12 protein-coding genes and 1 tRNA gene are annotated in these 14,058 nt (G+C 47.6%); 3 read left to right on the top strand and 10 right to left on the bottom strand.

The annotated features are described in order from the left end of the window. Positions 1–360: 360 nt before the first annotated feature. From GX419_09035 to GX419_09010, 6 genes are all read right to left on the bottom strand, one after another. Positions 361–434, bottom strand: a tRNA-Arg gene (locus GX419_09035). Between the two features lie 87 nt (positions 435–521). After that, positions 522–2,300 (bottom strand): 3-isopropylmalate dehydratase large subunit, encoded by a 1,779-nt coding sequence (locus GX419_09030; GenBank protein ID NLI24834.1) that lies wholly within the window; start codon positions 2,298–2,300, stop codon positions 522–524. Positions 2,301–2,566: 266 nt separating this feature from the next. After that, complete coding sequence (locus GX419_09025) at positions 2,567–3,835, bottom strand: alpha-L-fucosidase (GenBank protein ID NLI24833.1); 1,269 nt, start codon at positions 3,833–3,835, stop codon at positions 2,567–2,569. A 126-nt stretch (positions 3,836–3,961) separates the two neighbouring features. Then, a complete protein-coding gene (locus tag GX419_09020; GenBank protein ID NLI24832.1) occupies positions 3,962–4,996 on the bottom strand; it encodes an aspartate--ammonia ligase in 1,035 nt (344 codons plus the stop codon). Next, the gene (locus GX419_09015; GenBank protein NLI24831.1) at positions 4,993–6,816 is read right to left on the bottom strand and encodes a 3-isopropylmalate dehydratase large subunit; all 1,824 of its coding nucleotides are present in this window, start codon (positions 6,814–6,816) and stop codon (positions 4,993–4,995) included. Before GX419_09015 ends, GX419_09020 begins: the two co-directional genes overlap by 4 nt. 131 nt (positions 6,817–6,947) lie before the next feature. After that, positions 6,948–7,709, bottom strand: coding sequence for an MBL fold metallo-hydrolase (locus GX419_09010; GenBank protein NLI24830.1), 762 nt, complete (start codon positions 7,707–7,709; stop codon positions 6,948–6,950). Between the two features lie 376 nt (positions 7,710–8,085). Here GX419_09010 and GX419_09005 point away from each other — a divergent pair, with 376 nt between their 5' ends. After that, complete coding sequence (locus GX419_09005) at positions 8,086–8,781, top strand: SAM-dependent methyltransferase (GenBank protein NLI24829.1); 696 nt, start codon at positions 8,086–8,088, stop codon at positions 8,779–8,781. On the opposite strand, the gene GX419_09000 is transcribed toward GX419_09005, so the two are convergent. The 3 genes from GX419_09000 to GX419_08990 all read right to left on the bottom strand — a co-directional run bounded on the left by GX419_09000 (position 8,782) and on the right by GX419_08990 (position 11,351). Next, the gene (locus GX419_09000; protein ID NLI24828.1) at positions 8,782–9,699 is read right to left on the bottom strand and encodes an FKBP-type peptidyl-prolyl cis-trans isomerase; all 918 of its coding nucleotides are present in this window, start codon (positions 9,697–9,699) and stop codon (positions 8,782–8,784) included. A gap of 112 nt (positions 9,700–9,811) precedes the next feature. After that, positions 9,812–10,351, bottom strand: a complete 540-nt coding sequence (locus GX419_08995; protein NLI24827.1) for a peptidylprolyl isomerase — start codon at positions 10,349–10,351, stop codon at positions 9,812–9,814. Next, positions 10,335–11,351: a bifunctional oligoribonuclease/PAP phosphatase NrnA gene (locus GX419_08990; GenBank protein NLI24826.1), complete on the bottom strand. Its 1,017-nt coding sequence runs from the start codon at positions 11,349–11,351 to the stop codon at positions 10,335–10,337. Before GX419_08990 ends, GX419_08995 begins: the two co-directional genes overlap by 17 nt. A 137-nt stretch (positions 11,352–11,488) precedes the next feature. Here GX419_08990 and ndk point away from each other — a divergent pair, with 137 nt between their 5' ends. After that, complete coding sequence (gene ndk / locus GX419_08985; GenBank protein ID NLI24825.1) at positions 11,489–11,920, top strand: nucleoside-diphosphate kinase; 432 nt, start codon at positions 11,489–11,491, stop codon at positions 11,918–11,920. 114 nt (positions 11,921–12,034) lie between these two features. Here ndk and GX419_08980 read toward each other — a convergent pair whose 3' ends face one another. Continuing rightward, positions 12,035–12,442, bottom strand: coding sequence for a hypothetical protein (locus tag GX419_08980; GenBank protein NLI24824.1), 408 nt, complete (start codon positions 12,440–12,442; stop codon positions 12,035–12,037). A gap of 143 nt (positions 12,443–12,585) precedes the next feature. Between GX419_08980 and GX419_08975 the strand changes: the two genes are divergently transcribed. Further along, positions 12,586–14,043: an amino acid permease gene (locus GX419_08975; GenBank protein NLI24823.1), complete on the top strand. Its 1,458-nt coding sequence runs from the start codon at positions 12,586–12,588 to the stop codon at positions 14,041–14,043. The last annotated feature ends 15 nt before the right edge of the window (positions 14,044–14,058 follow it).

Below are 14,058 nucleotides of genomic sequence, written 5' to 3'. Positions count from 1 at the left end.
ATATATTGAGCTGAAAAATAGAGACTTACTTAAAAAATATTCTGTGAATGACCTTATACAGATGCTTTCGGATCTTAAAATGATTAAAATCAATGATAGCTGGCATTTAAATGAAATAACCAATTATGCTAAACGTCTTTTTGAAAAATTTGAGATTCCCATCGAAATATAATACGTATCTCCTTTAAGAGTTAGAGTTTAATTATCTTTGTGACGGCTTGACAGTTTTGTGCTCCGAAATCCGCCACTGCGTTAAGCCGCGTAACGTATAGCAGGAAGGTAAAAAAACTTGTACCTAAAATTATATCATAAAAAAACGCCTGTAAAAATTTGTTTTACAGGCGTTTAAATTTTTTGCCGTGATCCGGGCGGGATTCGAACCCACGACCCGCAGCTTAGAAGGCTGCTGCTCTATCCAGCTGAGCTACCGGACCGGTTATGCCAGACCCGATCAGGGTGCCGGGCGTGCAAAAGTACAATTTCTCTTTTTATCTGCAAAAGAGTTCTGACCCGTAAATGCCTCAGTGGGTTTTGTAATAGGCTACCAGTCCCTTGTGCCTGACAATGTCCATAAGTGTTTCAGGCAGAGGCGGGAAGGTGAACAAAGTATCATTGAGAAGGATTTCTCCTTTTTCGGGCCGTAGGATCACCATATCGCCCGGTTTGTATGCATTTACGAATCCGGGATGGACCAGAAGGAGCAGTCCCTGGTTGATACACGACCGGTAAAAGATGCGGTTCACCGACTTGACGATAACTGCTTTTACACCGGCATGGGCCAGACCAACGGCAGGGTGTTCGCGTGAACTGCCGCAGCCAAAGTTCTCCCCTGCAATGATAATGTCGCCCGGTTCTACTTTCCCTGCAAAGTTCTCGTCAAATCCCTTGAACAGGTGGGGGCGTATGGCATCAGCGTCCGAGCTGAGAATGGTATAGGTAAGATTTCCGGCAAACATCTGGTCGGTATTCAGATGGTCAATATCGGCGTAATTCCATATATTGCCTGTTTTCCGGTTTTCTCCGGGCGGAATTGTATAGGTATTCTGACGGATGGAAGGAAATGGAAATTTCTTCCCCCTGCTGAGGGAGGTGGGATCAGTAATAAAGCCTGTGAGGGCCGAGGCAGCGGTAACGGCTGGTGAAGCGAGGAAGATGGATGCGTTGGGGTTTCCCATCCGGCCTTTGAAATTTCTGTTGGCTGTGGAAATAACTGTTGTGCCGTCGGCCGGAATTCCCTGTCCTGTTCCGAGGCACGGTCCGCAGGAGGAAGAAAGAATATTGGCTCCGGCTTTAAGAAATATGCTGATAAGCCCTTCTTCGACGGCCTGGAGGTAAACCTTCCGCGAGGCCGGAATGATCAGCAATTGTACCCCCGGTTTGACCTGTTTGCCTTCCAGAATGCTTGCGGCGGCGCGAAGATCTTCAATTCTTCCGTTGGTGCAGGTCCCGATCAGCGCCTGCTGTATTTCCGTTCCCTCAAATTCTGATACCGGATGCACATTGTCAACCTGGTGGGGAGCAGCCACCACGGGAAAAACTTCGTTAAGGTCAACTTCAATGGTCTGTGTATAAGTGGCATCTTCGTCGGCCCAGATTCCGTTCAGAGCTTCCGTTCCATAAAAATCAGCAAGCACCTTATCGGGAGGGAAAACGGCATTTTTTGCCCCCATTTCTGACGCCATATTGGCCAGTGTCATCCGGTCGGCCATGCAGAGGTTCTTTACTCCGTCGCCATGAAACTCAACGGACAGGTAATTGGCTCCGTCGGCTCCCAGAATTCCCGTTAACCAGAGGGCAAGGTCTTTGGCAGAAACGCCTTCCCTGAATTTTCCCTTCAGGATGATCTTCATGCTCTCGGGTACACGAAACCATGTTTCTCCTTTTTTCCAGAGCCCTGCGGCTTCTGTCCTGTCAATTCCGGCGGCAAGGGCATTGAAAGCGCCGGCCGTGCAGGTATGGCTGTCGCTCCCGGTAATGATCATTCCCGGACGTGCATGGAGGGACGAAAGTTCGTGGCATATTCCTTCTCCGGCATCATGAAACCGTTTGATGTTCTGCTCCCTGACCAGACGGCGTATGGCCTGGTAATCATTGGCCAGTTTGCCGGTTGTGGGAGGGGCATTGTGGTCCAGAACCACCAGAAGGCGGTCAGGGAAGGCTACTTTTGTTCCTCCCATTTTTTCGAATGTCTTGCTTATACTCATGGTGTTGTCGTGGGTGAGCACCAGGTCAGGCTGGCGGAATACAATACTGCCTGCCGATGCACCCAGTATTTTTTCTGCAAAGGTTTTTCCGGGCATATTTCTGTTTTTTTGCTAAAAATAGCCCGTATTTTGCTCATTTTATCAAGGGCAGGATATATTCTGCAGCAGATTATGAAGAATTGCTCCACATCAGTTCCTGGCAATAACCGGCCATTGCTTCAGACAGGTGTTCTCCCTGTTGTTCTTTATAGAGCAAACAATTTTGATGGTGCGGCTGTGCCGGGAGATTAAAGCATATTATGTATCAGGAGTTAAGCGAGCTAATGCAGAGTGTGTTGGCATTCAGCCCACGATTTATCGGGTTAAGGGATTGAAGTATTTCCGATAACAGGGATTTCGATAGCTTCCCTGTTAATCTGCAATACCAGTACATTACAGATACTGTCGGGCAGGACAGCAGGAAGGCTGATTTTATAAAAACCGTCCGTTTCCTTGAAACGTACTTCACCTCCGTTCATTAATGTTGCTTTTTGAACGTTTACGCCGGGCAAAGCCGGTAAGATAATTTCCGTTTTATCCGTTTCAAATAAATGGACAAATACTATATTGCCTTTACGGGTTGAACTGTATGCCTCGTTTGGCAGGTAGGGACCGCCTCTGGTTCCGTAGATGCTTTCTCCGTATTTTTTAAGCCAGGCGCCCATCTGCACCAAACGGTCTATTTGTCGTTGTTCGATACGCCCATCAGGCATGGGGCCTATATTAAACAGCAGATTGCCATTGCCTGATGCTGTTTTTACAAGCGTTTGCAGGCATTCTTTTACGGACTTTAGCTTATCATTGGGCTTCCAAGACCATTGGGTGCCCATTGTAATACAGCTTTCCCAGGGGAAATCCATGTTCATATTTCCAATCCGTTGTTCCGGTGTATCGAAATCGCCGACCATTTTACTGTAATCAGCATTTTTGTTGGCGATACCCGTCATTTCCTTCCCAAGCCGGTTGTTAATGATTAAATCTTTTTTCAGTCTTTTCAGGTAAGTATAAATCTCTCTTCCCATTTCATTTGTCCAGGGTTCTTCCCATCCTCCGTCAAACCAGATCAGATACGGGTCGTATTTCGTAACCAGTTCTTTCAGCTGGTTTTTCATGGTTGAACGGAATTTTTCCATATTTCCGTCTTCCGATATTCCTTTACCATCGTTATGCAGCGGGTAGTTTTTGTCGTGCCAGTCGAGTATGGTAAAATAAATGCCGAACCGGATGCCTTCTTTTTTGCATGCGTTCGCCAGTTCCCCCACAATATCTTTTTTAAAGGGTGTTGCCATGATGTCATAATCGGTGTATTCAGAGGGCCATAAACAAAATCCGTCATGGTGTTTGCTGGTGATTATCAGGTATTTCATTCCGGCATTTTTTGCGGTTTTAACCCAGGCACTGGCATCAAACAAAACCGGATTAAACTCTTTATATAAGTTGTCGTAATCTTCTGTTGCAACTTCATGGCCGCGTGACCAGCCGATTTCAGTACCACGAAGGGTTACCGGACCCCAGTGAATGAACATGCCAAAACGCATGTCCATAAATCGGTTCATTATTTCCTGAGGTGTTTTCAGGGCCGGATCTATCATATTTTTTTCCTGCGCGGAAAGGCGAAAACCCATTATCAGAAAAAATGAAAGAATGTAAATGATCCTCATATTCCTTTGGTGCAAGTATTATCCAAGTGAATGATCCGGTAGTTTTTAAAAAAGATCCTACATCAGAAAAATGTTGTTCTTTCTGCACATGGTGATCATTTCCTCAGGCCAGATGCTTGCCTGTACTTCCCCTATATGGGCTTTTCTGAGGAAATACATACAGATACGCGACTGTCCGATACCGCCGCCGATGGACTGCGGCAATTCGCCGTTCAGAAGCCGTTTATGCCAGTATAACTCCTTCCTTTCTTCGCAATTATTCATTTTCAGCTGGTACAGCATGGCTTCGGGATTGACACGGATACCCATGGAGGAAATTTCAAAGGCATCGTTCAGAACCGGATTCCATACAATAATGTCGCCGTTCAGGCCCCTGAATCCGTTGGCAGTTTCTGTGCTCCAGTCATCATAGTCAGGCGCGCGACCGTCATGTCGCTCGCCGTTTTTCAGGGGATGGCCGATGCCGATAATGAACACGGCGCCATATTCCCTGGCGGCCTTGTATTCTCTTTCCTTCGGTGTGAGGGAAGGATACTTGTCGAGCAACTCCTCGGAATGAACGAAAGTGATTTCCTCCGGCAGAATGGGCCGTATATGGGGGTAGTTTTCGAACACTACGAACTCGGTACGTTTGAGTACGGCATAGATTTTTCTTACAATGTACTTGAGAAAATCAAGGTTGCGCTGGTTATGGTTCATAACACGTTCCCAGTCCCACTGGTCAACATAGATGGAATGCAGGTTATCCAGGTCTTCATCAGGCCTGAGGGCATTCATGTCGGTGTAAATTCCGAAGTTCTCTTCAATCTGATAGTCCGCCAGGGCCATACGCTTCCATTTAGCCAGGGAATGAACCACTTCGGCTACCCTGTCGTTCATGGAGCGAATGGGAAAACTTACCGGCCTTTCTACTCCGTTCAGATCATCATTAATCCCTGTGCCTTTCATTACGATAATCGGAGCCGTTACCCGGCGCAACTGCAGTTCTGACGAAAGAGCCGTTTCAAAAAAATCCTTTACCAGCTTGATGGCTTTTTCGGTTTGTTTGAGGTTCAGAAGTGGCTGGTATCCTTCCGGGATGGTCAGTTTCATGGTTTCTCCTGTAATATTCCGCCTCTAAAATAGATATCCCTTTGCACTTCTGAAAATTTTGTACCAAAAATTTTCTTATTGTTTTCAAGGTTGGTTATTTCCCCTGTAGCAAAGTTGACGCGTATTCTGTCGCCTGTTTTCAGCTCGGTTTCCTGTATACCGGGGCAGCTGACGATCGGGAACCCGGCATTAATGGCATTCCGCTCATAGATGGGAGCAAAGGATTCGGCAACAATGCACTGAATGCCCAGTGCAATAAAACAGTCAACAGCCTGTTGCCGTGAGCTTCCGGCGCCGAAATTCTTTCCGGTAACAATGATGTCTCCGGGCCGGGCATTTTTTGCGAAGTCTTCGAATCCCGCCAGGTTGCCAAAGGCATATTTGCCCATTTCCTCGCGGTTTGTAATGGTCAGGTGCCGGTTGTGAAAAATCATGTCGGTATCAATATTGTCCTTGTCGATACGCCATATTTTTCCTTCAGCAACCATGGATTTTTCTTTTTCCTGTTTCTTGTCCGGTTCCGGTCTTTTTTCCTTTTTTTCCGGGGGAAGGGTTTTAAATACAGCCGGCTGGCTTGGGATCTGGTGGGGGAAAGTTATGTAGCCGGCCACTGCCGAAGCAGCTACAATAGCGGGAGAGGCGAGGTAAACTTCTCCTTTGCCCTGTTTTCCCGGGAAGTTTCTGTTACCCGTACTGAGGGTTACTTCGCCCGGTCCGTTTTGCCCCACCTGTCCTGCCGCACATCCGGCACAGCCCGGATTGGAAACCAGTGCCCCCGCTTCCTGAAAAATGCGGAGAATCCCTTCATCCAAACATTGCCTCCAGATGGCTGAGGTGGCAGGTACTACCTTCAGTACAACACCGGGGGCAACTTTTCTGCCTTTCAGGATGGCTGCCGCTGTGCGCATGTCTTCCATCCGTCCGTTGGTACAGCTTCCGATAAAACCTGAATCAATCTTTTTGCCGGCAACTTCGGCCACCGGCACCGTATTCTCCGGATTACCGGGCAGAGAGATTCTTTCTGTAAAGGATGAGGCCTCAACAGTATATACCTCATCATAATGTGCATCTTCGTCGGCAAGCACCGGAATGCATTTTTTCCCTGAGCGGGCTGAGCAGTAGGAGAGAACTTCTTCGCCGGGAGGAAGGAGGAAAATGAGAGCGCTCATCTCGGTTGCCATCGAAGCAATGGTAATCCGGGCATCGAGGGAAAGCTTTTCGATGGCCTCCCCGGTCAGCTCTACCGATGCGCCGAGAAGGGTATTGGCGCCAAACCGGTCAAGGAGATTCAGAACAATGTCTTTAGCCGTTATTTCCTTTTTCCATTCTCCCCTGATGTCAATTTTTACCGAGCGGGGAACCCTGAACCACGTTTTGCCATGTGCCCATATGGCAGCTATGTCCATATCGCCCATTCCCTGTCCGAATGCTCCAATGGCACCAAGAATGTTGGCATGCGAATCAGTCGAAACAGCCGTAAAGCCCGGAAGCACAAGCCCCTCATCAATGAGTATGTGGGTGCCTATCCCGGCATTGATGTCATAAAGCTGAATACCATTTTCCCTGGCAAATAGCCTGCACAGATGCTGGTTGGCGGCGTATTTCTGGTCAGAACCGGTGGGATTGCAGTCAAAGGTAAAGATGGTTCGGGCAGGATCGGCAATTGCGAGATGGTTTTCGCGGAGATGCTGAACCACATTGGCACCCCCGAAATCGCGGGCCACGCGTGTGTCAATGGCGATTTCAACTATATCTCCCGGTTGTACTTTTTCTTTTCCGGCATGTGCGGCAAGGATTTTTTCTACTACTGTAAGTCCCATAAGCTGAAAGTTTACCTTCAAATCTACTACATTCCTGCGGTGCGGCCAATATGTTGTACAGCGTAAAACAGCAGGAGCAAACAATCTTTTCCGGTTACAGCCGGTTCATCTCCTCACCACCAGGAATCCTTTCAGAATTCAATTTTCAGTCCGTCGTATGCCAGCATTACATTGGGCGGTAATTCCCTGCTAACCTCCTCATGCAGGCCCATCTGGTGGCTGATGTGGGTGATGTACCCGCGTTTGGGGCTGAATTCGCTGATGAGTTCAATGGCCTCGCCCAGACTGAAATGGGAAATATGTTTCTGTTTACGAAGACCGGAAATAACCATATACCGGGTGCCGGCTATTTTTTCTTTCTCTTCTTCGGGAATGTAATTGGCATCGGTGATGTAGGTAAAGTCTCCGATCCGGAAACCCAGAACCGGAAGCTGATAATGGATAGCCCGTATGGGAATGATCGAAAGATTCCGAATCATAAAGGGTTCTGTGCCAATGGTATGAACTTCAATCTGCGGAACGCCGGGATACTTTTTCTCGGCAAACACATAAGCAAACTCCATTTTCAGAGAGCGAATGACCGCTTCTTCGGCATATACATCCATAGGCCGTTGCTTCAGGTAATTGAACGACCGGATATCGTCCAGTCCGGCCGTATGATCCTTATGTTCATGGGTAAACAGGATGGCATCGACATTGGTTACGTGCTCCCTGAGCATCTGGGTTCTGAAGTCCGGCCCCGTGTCGATGACAATGTTCAGCCCGTTTTCTTCAATCATAACCGACGACCGCAGGCGTTTATCCCTCGGGTCAAATGACCTGCATACCTGGCAGGGGCATGCAATGACCGGCACTCCCTGTGATGTCCCTGTTCCCAGAAATGTAACCTTCACCTGAAATTTCTTTTGTTTAACTGCACAAAGCCGTTGCTTCCGCTTTTTTCTCTTTGTAAAGTTGCAAAAATAATTGCAGGAACAATTTAATCAAAATAACTTATCGGTAAAAGGATATTTTGGAACGAAGCGATTCAGCATCCCCGGCAGGAAGTATCTCAGCCGTCTGGCACCGGGCGGCATTGGCTGAGGGTGAAAAAGCCCCGGCTCACCGGCATAATATTTTCTGAAAGCTACGCCGGTATATCAGGTTTTGAGGCATTCCTGCGGAATGTGCCGGAAATTTTTTTTCATTCAACGATCTGGAAAAAGGATTTGCGTAATTTAGTGCGGTCGTATTGTTGCCATGCCGGAAGAAGTGATAACAAACAGCCCTGTGCTTTACCTGGTTCCTGCCCCTTTGGTTTCCGACCAGCCGTCGCTTTTTTTCGGGGAGTTTTTTTTCGAATTACTGGATAAAATCCGGTTATTTATTGTTGAAGATGAACGCTCCGCCAGGAGAAACCTCAGGAACATGGGATTCAAAGGAAGCTTTGATACCCTTCCCATGATGGTATTGAATGAACATTCTCCCCGCACCGTAATTCCTGATCTGATCCAGGCCGTTACAGAGCACCGGACAGTTGCGCTGATGTCTGATGCGGGCCTGCCTGCCATGGCTGATCCGGGAGAGGAACTTGTACGGGCCGCCCATAAGGCCGGTATCCGCGTGATTCCTTTGCCCGGGCCTTCTTCCGTTTTTCTTGCCCTGATCGCATCGGGGCTGAATGCGGAACAATTTTCCTTTCACGGATACCTGCCTGTTAAGGAAAACGAGCGGATTCGCCGACTGAAGCAGTTGGAACAGACAGCGGGAAATACCGGCTACACGCAAATATTCATGGAAACGCCTTACCGCAATCAACAGATGGTGGAAAGCCTGCTGAAAGTTTTGCAGGCCGATACCCTGCTCTGCATCGCGGCTGATATCACATCTCCTTCAGAGGAAATACGAACCATGTCGGTGGCAGAATGGAAAAAAAAGCCCCCTGAAGTAAACAGGAGGCTCTGTGTTTTTCTGATCGGAAGGTAATCAGTCAACCCGTTCCAGAACATACAATAAGGTACTGTATGGGGGTATAACCTGAAAACCTGATTTTCCGTAAGCTTTGTACCAGGGGATAATAATCCGGCATTTTTCGCCTTTCCGGGTCAGACGGATTCCTTTGTCCCATCCTTCAATATAGCCAGCTGAACCAACCGAATAGGAAAAGGGTTGATCAGGACTATTCTCTGCAAGTTTTCGACCATCAATCAGATACAATTTATAGTTTACTTTCACAATGGTTCCGGTAGTTGGAAGATCGCCTGTACCGGCCTTGTCAATAATATGATACAATCCATCGGCTGTTGAATCGGCCACTGTTATTGATGTGGTATCGAGGTATGCAGCAATCTGCTCCCTTTCAAATGCATCCGGGTTTTTAATCACACGCAGAAGTTCTATATTGTAGATCAGGGTAGAGTAAGGCGAAACTCCCAGCCAGGGCATGCCGAGACCTCCGTATGATAGACTGCTGGGAATAATCATCGTAGCCTTGCTTCCTTCCTTCATCATCAGTATGCCTTCCTGAAGGCCTTTCTCATACCGGTTTTCCTGAAGAATGTATTTCTGTGGGCCATACAGATAATATTCCTGGACTATGCCGTTATCGATGGCTGTTTGCTTATCACTGGTAGCAACAATTTTGTCAGAGATGATTTTCAGGGTGTAGTTCATCAGAACCATATCCCCCATAACGGGCTGAATCCCCGTACCGGTGTCGGTTTCAATATAGTACAACCCGCTGGCCGTAGGCTGGACCGTTATGTTATGATCGGAAAGATATTTAACCAGCAGGCGCTGTTCATTGGCTTTCAGCTCATCGGTATTATCGCTCTTATTGCAGGCCGTAAAAAGCACAGAAAAAACTGTCAGCGAGGCCACGAAGAAAAAAAGACTCTTTTTCATAATCCTTTGGTTTGTTGTTCAAATTTTTTGAATCAGTGTTTGCAAATATACACTAATCAGACGCAAATTCCTTTGTTCGGGTTGCGTCAGCTTCAGGATTTCGGTAAACAGGTCATTGAGCCGGAATGATCCGAAGCACCCTGAGTTCATAAACCAGTGATGCTCTGCCGGGTATCTTTTTCTGATCGCCGGTGAGGCCATGAGCCAGGTAAGGCGGTAACACCAGCCGGGCACTGTCGCCCTGATGAAGCAGAAGAATGGCTTCCTCCAGGCCTGATTCCACACCGCCCTGACCGATAAGAAATTCTTTCAGCCCGTCCTTGCCCGAACTGTAACAAAGGGTTCCGTCGAGAAGACTGACTTTATAGGAAAGAACAGCCATGCACCCTTTGCATCCCGCAGGTCCGTGCCCGTGTTCGATAATTTCGTACCATAGTCCCGTTGCGGTTTGCTGCATTTTCCAGCCCTGGCGTTCGATAAACCTGCGGATCGCCTTGTGATCTTTTTCTACAAGATACCTGTTTACCCGCACCAGATCGTCTTCTGTGAACGGTTTCCTGGTATTTTCCTCAGGAGCGGGGTTTTTACAGCCGGCAACGATCAGAAGGAAAATGGTCAGTACTAAGGGGCACGTCTTAATCCCTGATTTCATCCTTATGTTGTTGAATCATCTCGGTAAATTTCTGAACGGCAGCATCCAGCGGCAGAGGATATTCCCCGCCGGCAGCGTGAAAATGTCCACCACCTGAAAAATAGCGGCTGGCAAAGGTGTTGACGGCAAAACTGCCCCTTGAGCGAAACGAAATTTTTACATGGTCATCCTTTTCCGTAAAAAGTGCTGTTACCAGCGTCCCCCGGATGGAAAAGGGAAGGTTCACAAATCCTTCCGTATCGCCGGGTTCATGATGGAAGTCTTCCAGTTCTTTACGGGTAAGAGCAATATAGGCTGTTCGGCACCCGGGAATCACTTTCATTTTTTGATGCAGGCAGTATCCCATGAGCCGCATCCTCTGTTCGGAATAGAAATCGTACACATTCCGGTACACCGTATCCTTGTTAAAGGGATACTGCAGAAGTTGTGCCGTAATTTCAAAGGTACGGGGGCGCGATGCATTGTAACTGAAACAGCCCGTATCGGTCATAATTCCTGTAAACAGATTAACGGCAATGTCGGTATCAATCAATTCCGCATCTCCGCATCTCATGATCAGATCGTAGATCAGCTCGGCGGTTGAACTTCGTTCCGTATCCGATATCACGAGTATGGCCGGAAGGTCGGGATCGGGATGATGGTCGATGAGAACGGAAGGAATACGGGATGCAAAAACGCAGGGTTCCATTTTCTTCAGACGGTTCCTGACATTGAAGTCCACCAGAATCAGTAAATCGGAAGCCTGAATTACCCTGGCACAGGCTTCGGGGTCGCGGTCGTAAAAAACCACCTGGTCATGGCCCGGCAACCATTGCAGGAAAGCCGGGTCTGTATTGGGAATAAGAACAGGTACTTTGTTCTTCACTTTTTTCTGAAGATACAGAGCCATCCCCAGAGCAGAACCAACGGCATCCCCGTCAGGGTCAAAATGGGTAATCACTGCCGGACGGCGTGCTGATTCGGTTAGCTCCCTGAATTTCTGAACAAATTCCTCCTTCATTATCTGTCAATAACGTTTGGTACAAAAATACCAAACGTACAGGTTTTTTACGAATTGAGCAACAGGAAGAAGAATTCTCCCCTCAACTGGCCCGACTGAAACAAAAATGTTTATTTTTGGGAAAAACGCTGTGAACAATGAACGGACGTTATACCCTTACAATCATTAAGCCCGGTGCGGTACGGAGCAATCATACAGGAGCCATTCTCGGCAAAATTTCGGAAGCAGGATTTCGGTTGACTGCCCTGAAGATGCTGCAGATGACAGAGGCACAGGCCCGTGCCTTTTATGCTGTGCACGAAGGGAAACCATTCTACGAAGGCCTTGTACAATATATGATTTCCGGCCCGGTGGTGGTGGCCATTCTCGAAAAGGAAGATGCTGTGGAAGCCTACCGTAATTTCATCGGTTCTACCGACCCTTCAAAGGCTGCTGCCGGAACCATCAGGCAGCTTTACGGAAACGATGTTCGCGACAATGCAGTGCATGGATCCGACAGCGATGAACATGCCCAGTTTGAATGCAATTTCTTTTTTCCGCTTTACGAACGTTTCCCTGAAGTAAAATAAAATCAGGCAAACCATCCGAAGATCGTTTGCCTGATCCAATAAACCGAGATTCTCAATTGAGTTTTTCAATTGAAGAATTTGGAATAAATACTTCCTGAAGCACCCTGTGAGAAATTACCTGGAGAGTTCGATCACTGTCTTGAGCGTGTAAGTTACATTCTCTTCAGTAATTGTCTGAGTAGCTTCCCCGACCAGTTTCTTTTTTTCCTTGGTGGTGAGTTTCAGGTCAAGGGTTTCATTTTCCGTAACTACGGTTAAATTGCTCCCGCTTAATGTCCAGGTAAACGTTCCGTTTTCATTATCAACGCCTGTTCCTCCGTCTTTGAACTCTATCCAGCCCAGATCATTATCCGGAGAATCTACCTGCGAATAGGTCTGAACCAGGGTCGACCCCTGATAATAACTCACGGTGATCTTGTCAATGTTCCATTTGCCAATAATGGAAAATTCGTCGTCTTTACTGCAGCCCAGAAGCAGTAAAGCCAACATTCCGAAAAGCATTGCGAAACGGATTTTTTTCATGATACAAGGGTTTTGGTTAATAATGCATTTTAAAGATACTTCATTTCCACTTAACGAAAGAATGTTTTTTAAGGTTTCTGTTTGGTAATATTTTTTGACGAAAGGGAAAATTCTGCATATTTACAAAAGCAAATTTTTGTTCAATGGCAGATACGGTTCGATATGAATTTAAACGGCGGCTGAATGTTTTCGATTCCACCATGCTGGTGATGGGATCGATGATTGGGTCGGGTATCTTTATTGTAAGTGCCGATATGGCCCGCGAGCTTGCTTCACCCGGCTGGCTGCTGGTGGCCTGGGCTCTGACGGGCATTATGACGGTGATTGCAGCAATAAGCTATGGTGAGCTTGCCGCCATGATGCCTCAGGCCGGCGGTATCTATGTGTACCTCAGGGAAGCCTATTCCCCTTTGTTCGGATTTCTCTACGGATGGACCTTGTTTCTGGTTATACAGACCGGCACAATTGCCGCAGTGGGTATGGCTTTTGCCAAATACCTCGGTGTGCTGATTCCTTCTATTTCCGAAGCCAACATTCTGCTGGATCTCGGTGTGGTGAAAGTAACAGCCGTTCACTTTGTGGCCATTGCATCCATTGTTTTTCTTACCTGGGTCAATATGAGGGGGGTAGAGGAAGGAAAATGGGTGCAGAATATCTTTACCTTCACCAAAGCTGCCATTTTGATTCTTTTTGTTCTTATTGGTTTCTGGGTGTTACGGGGCACAGGCATTGCAGACCAGAATCCGCAGGGAATATGGAATACCCGGGGAAGCAACCCTTCCGATCCTCTTTCATCCCTCACCGGATTTGCCCTGATGGCAACCCTTGCCACGGCCATGGTCGGAAGCCTTTTTTCGGCTGATGCATGGTACAATGTAACCTTTGCTTCGGCCGAAGTGATCAATCCGAAAAAGACCATCCCTGTCAGCCTGTTTCTCGGTACAGTAATCGTTACACTTCTCTATTTTCTTGTAAATGTGGTGTACCTGAAATCCCTTCCGTTGCGGGGCGATCCGGAAGGCCTTACGGCGGCAGCCCGGGGTATCCAGTACGCTGCCGAAGACAGGGTGGGTACTGCTTCCATGTACCAGATTCTCGGAAAACCGGCTGAAATCATTATGGCCCTGGCAGTGGTTATCTCAACTTTCGGTTGCAACAATGGTATTATTCTTACCGGGGCCAGGGTTTACTATGCCATGGCACAGGACGGACTTTTCTTCCGGAGGACGGGTATATTGAGCCGCCGTAATGTTCCTGCCATCGGGCTGGCTGTTCAGGGTGTGTGGGGTATCCTTCTTTGTCTTTCCGGCACGTACAGCGATTTGCTCGACTATGTCATCTTTGCCGTTATGATCTTTAATGTCCTGATTATTTCAGCCATATACATTCTCCGCAAAAAACGCCCCGAAGCAGAACGTCTGTACAGGGCCTTTGGTTATCCTGTATTGCCTGCGGTGTATGTGGTTTTCTCCCTTTTTGTCATGCTGATGCTCCTTTTCTATAAGCCGAAATTTACCTGGCCGGGATTGATCATTGTTCTTATCGGCATTCCGGTGTATTTCCTGTGGAAAAGATCGGCAGAAAAATCTCCGGCCAGATAAACGGCAGTGTGTTCA

The sequence above is a fragment of the Bacteroidales bacterium genome, from assembly GCA_012517825.1.
In the GTDB taxonomy this organism is placed as follows: domain Bacteria; phylum Bacteroidota; class Bacteroidia; order Bacteroidales; family JAAYUG01; genus JAAYUG01.
The sequence above is the reverse complement of the archived record's forward strand: the minus strand, read 5'-3'. Positions and strand labels throughout refer to the sequence as shown.

Bases quoted from the DNA above. Each gene is read 5' to 3' on its own strand.
- GX419_09015 (NLI24831.1), bottom strand. From the start codon at position 6,816: ATGGGACTTACAGTAGTAGAAAAAATCCTTGCCGCACATGCCGGAAAA.
- ndk (NLI24825.1), top strand. From the start codon at position 11,489: ATGAACGGACGTTATACCCTTACAATCATTAAGCCCGGTGCGGTACGG.
- GX419_09020 (NLI24832.1), bottom strand. From the start codon at position 4,996: ATGAAACTGACCATCCCGGAAGGATACCAGCCACTTCTGAACCTCAAA.
- GX419_09030 (NLI24834.1), bottom strand. From the start codon at position 2,300: ATGCCCGGAAAAACCTTTGCAGAAAAAATACTGGGTGCATCGGCAGGC.
- GX419_09025 (NLI24833.1), bottom strand. From the start codon at position 3,835: ATGATAGATCCGGCCCTGAAAACACCTCAGGAAATAATGAACCGATTT.
- GX419_08990 (NLI24826.1), bottom strand. From the start codon at position 11,351: ATGAAGGAGGAATTTGTTCAGAAATTCAGGGAGCTAACCGAATCAGCA.
- GX419_09000 (NLI24828.1), bottom strand. From the start codon at position 9,699: ATGAAAAAGAGTCTTTTTTTCTTCGTGGCCTCGCTGACAGTTTTTTCT.
- GX419_08995 (NLI24827.1), bottom strand. From the start codon at position 10,351: ATGAAATCAGGGATTAAGACGTGCCCCTTAGTACTGACCATTTTCCTT.
- GX419_08980 (NLI24824.1), bottom strand. From the start codon at position 12,442: ATGAAAAAAATCCGTTTCGCAATGCTTTTCGGAATGTTGGCTTTACTG.
- GX419_08975 (NLI24823.1), top strand. From the start codon at position 12,586: ATGGCAGATACGGTTCGATATGAATTTAAACGGCGGCTGAATGTTTTC.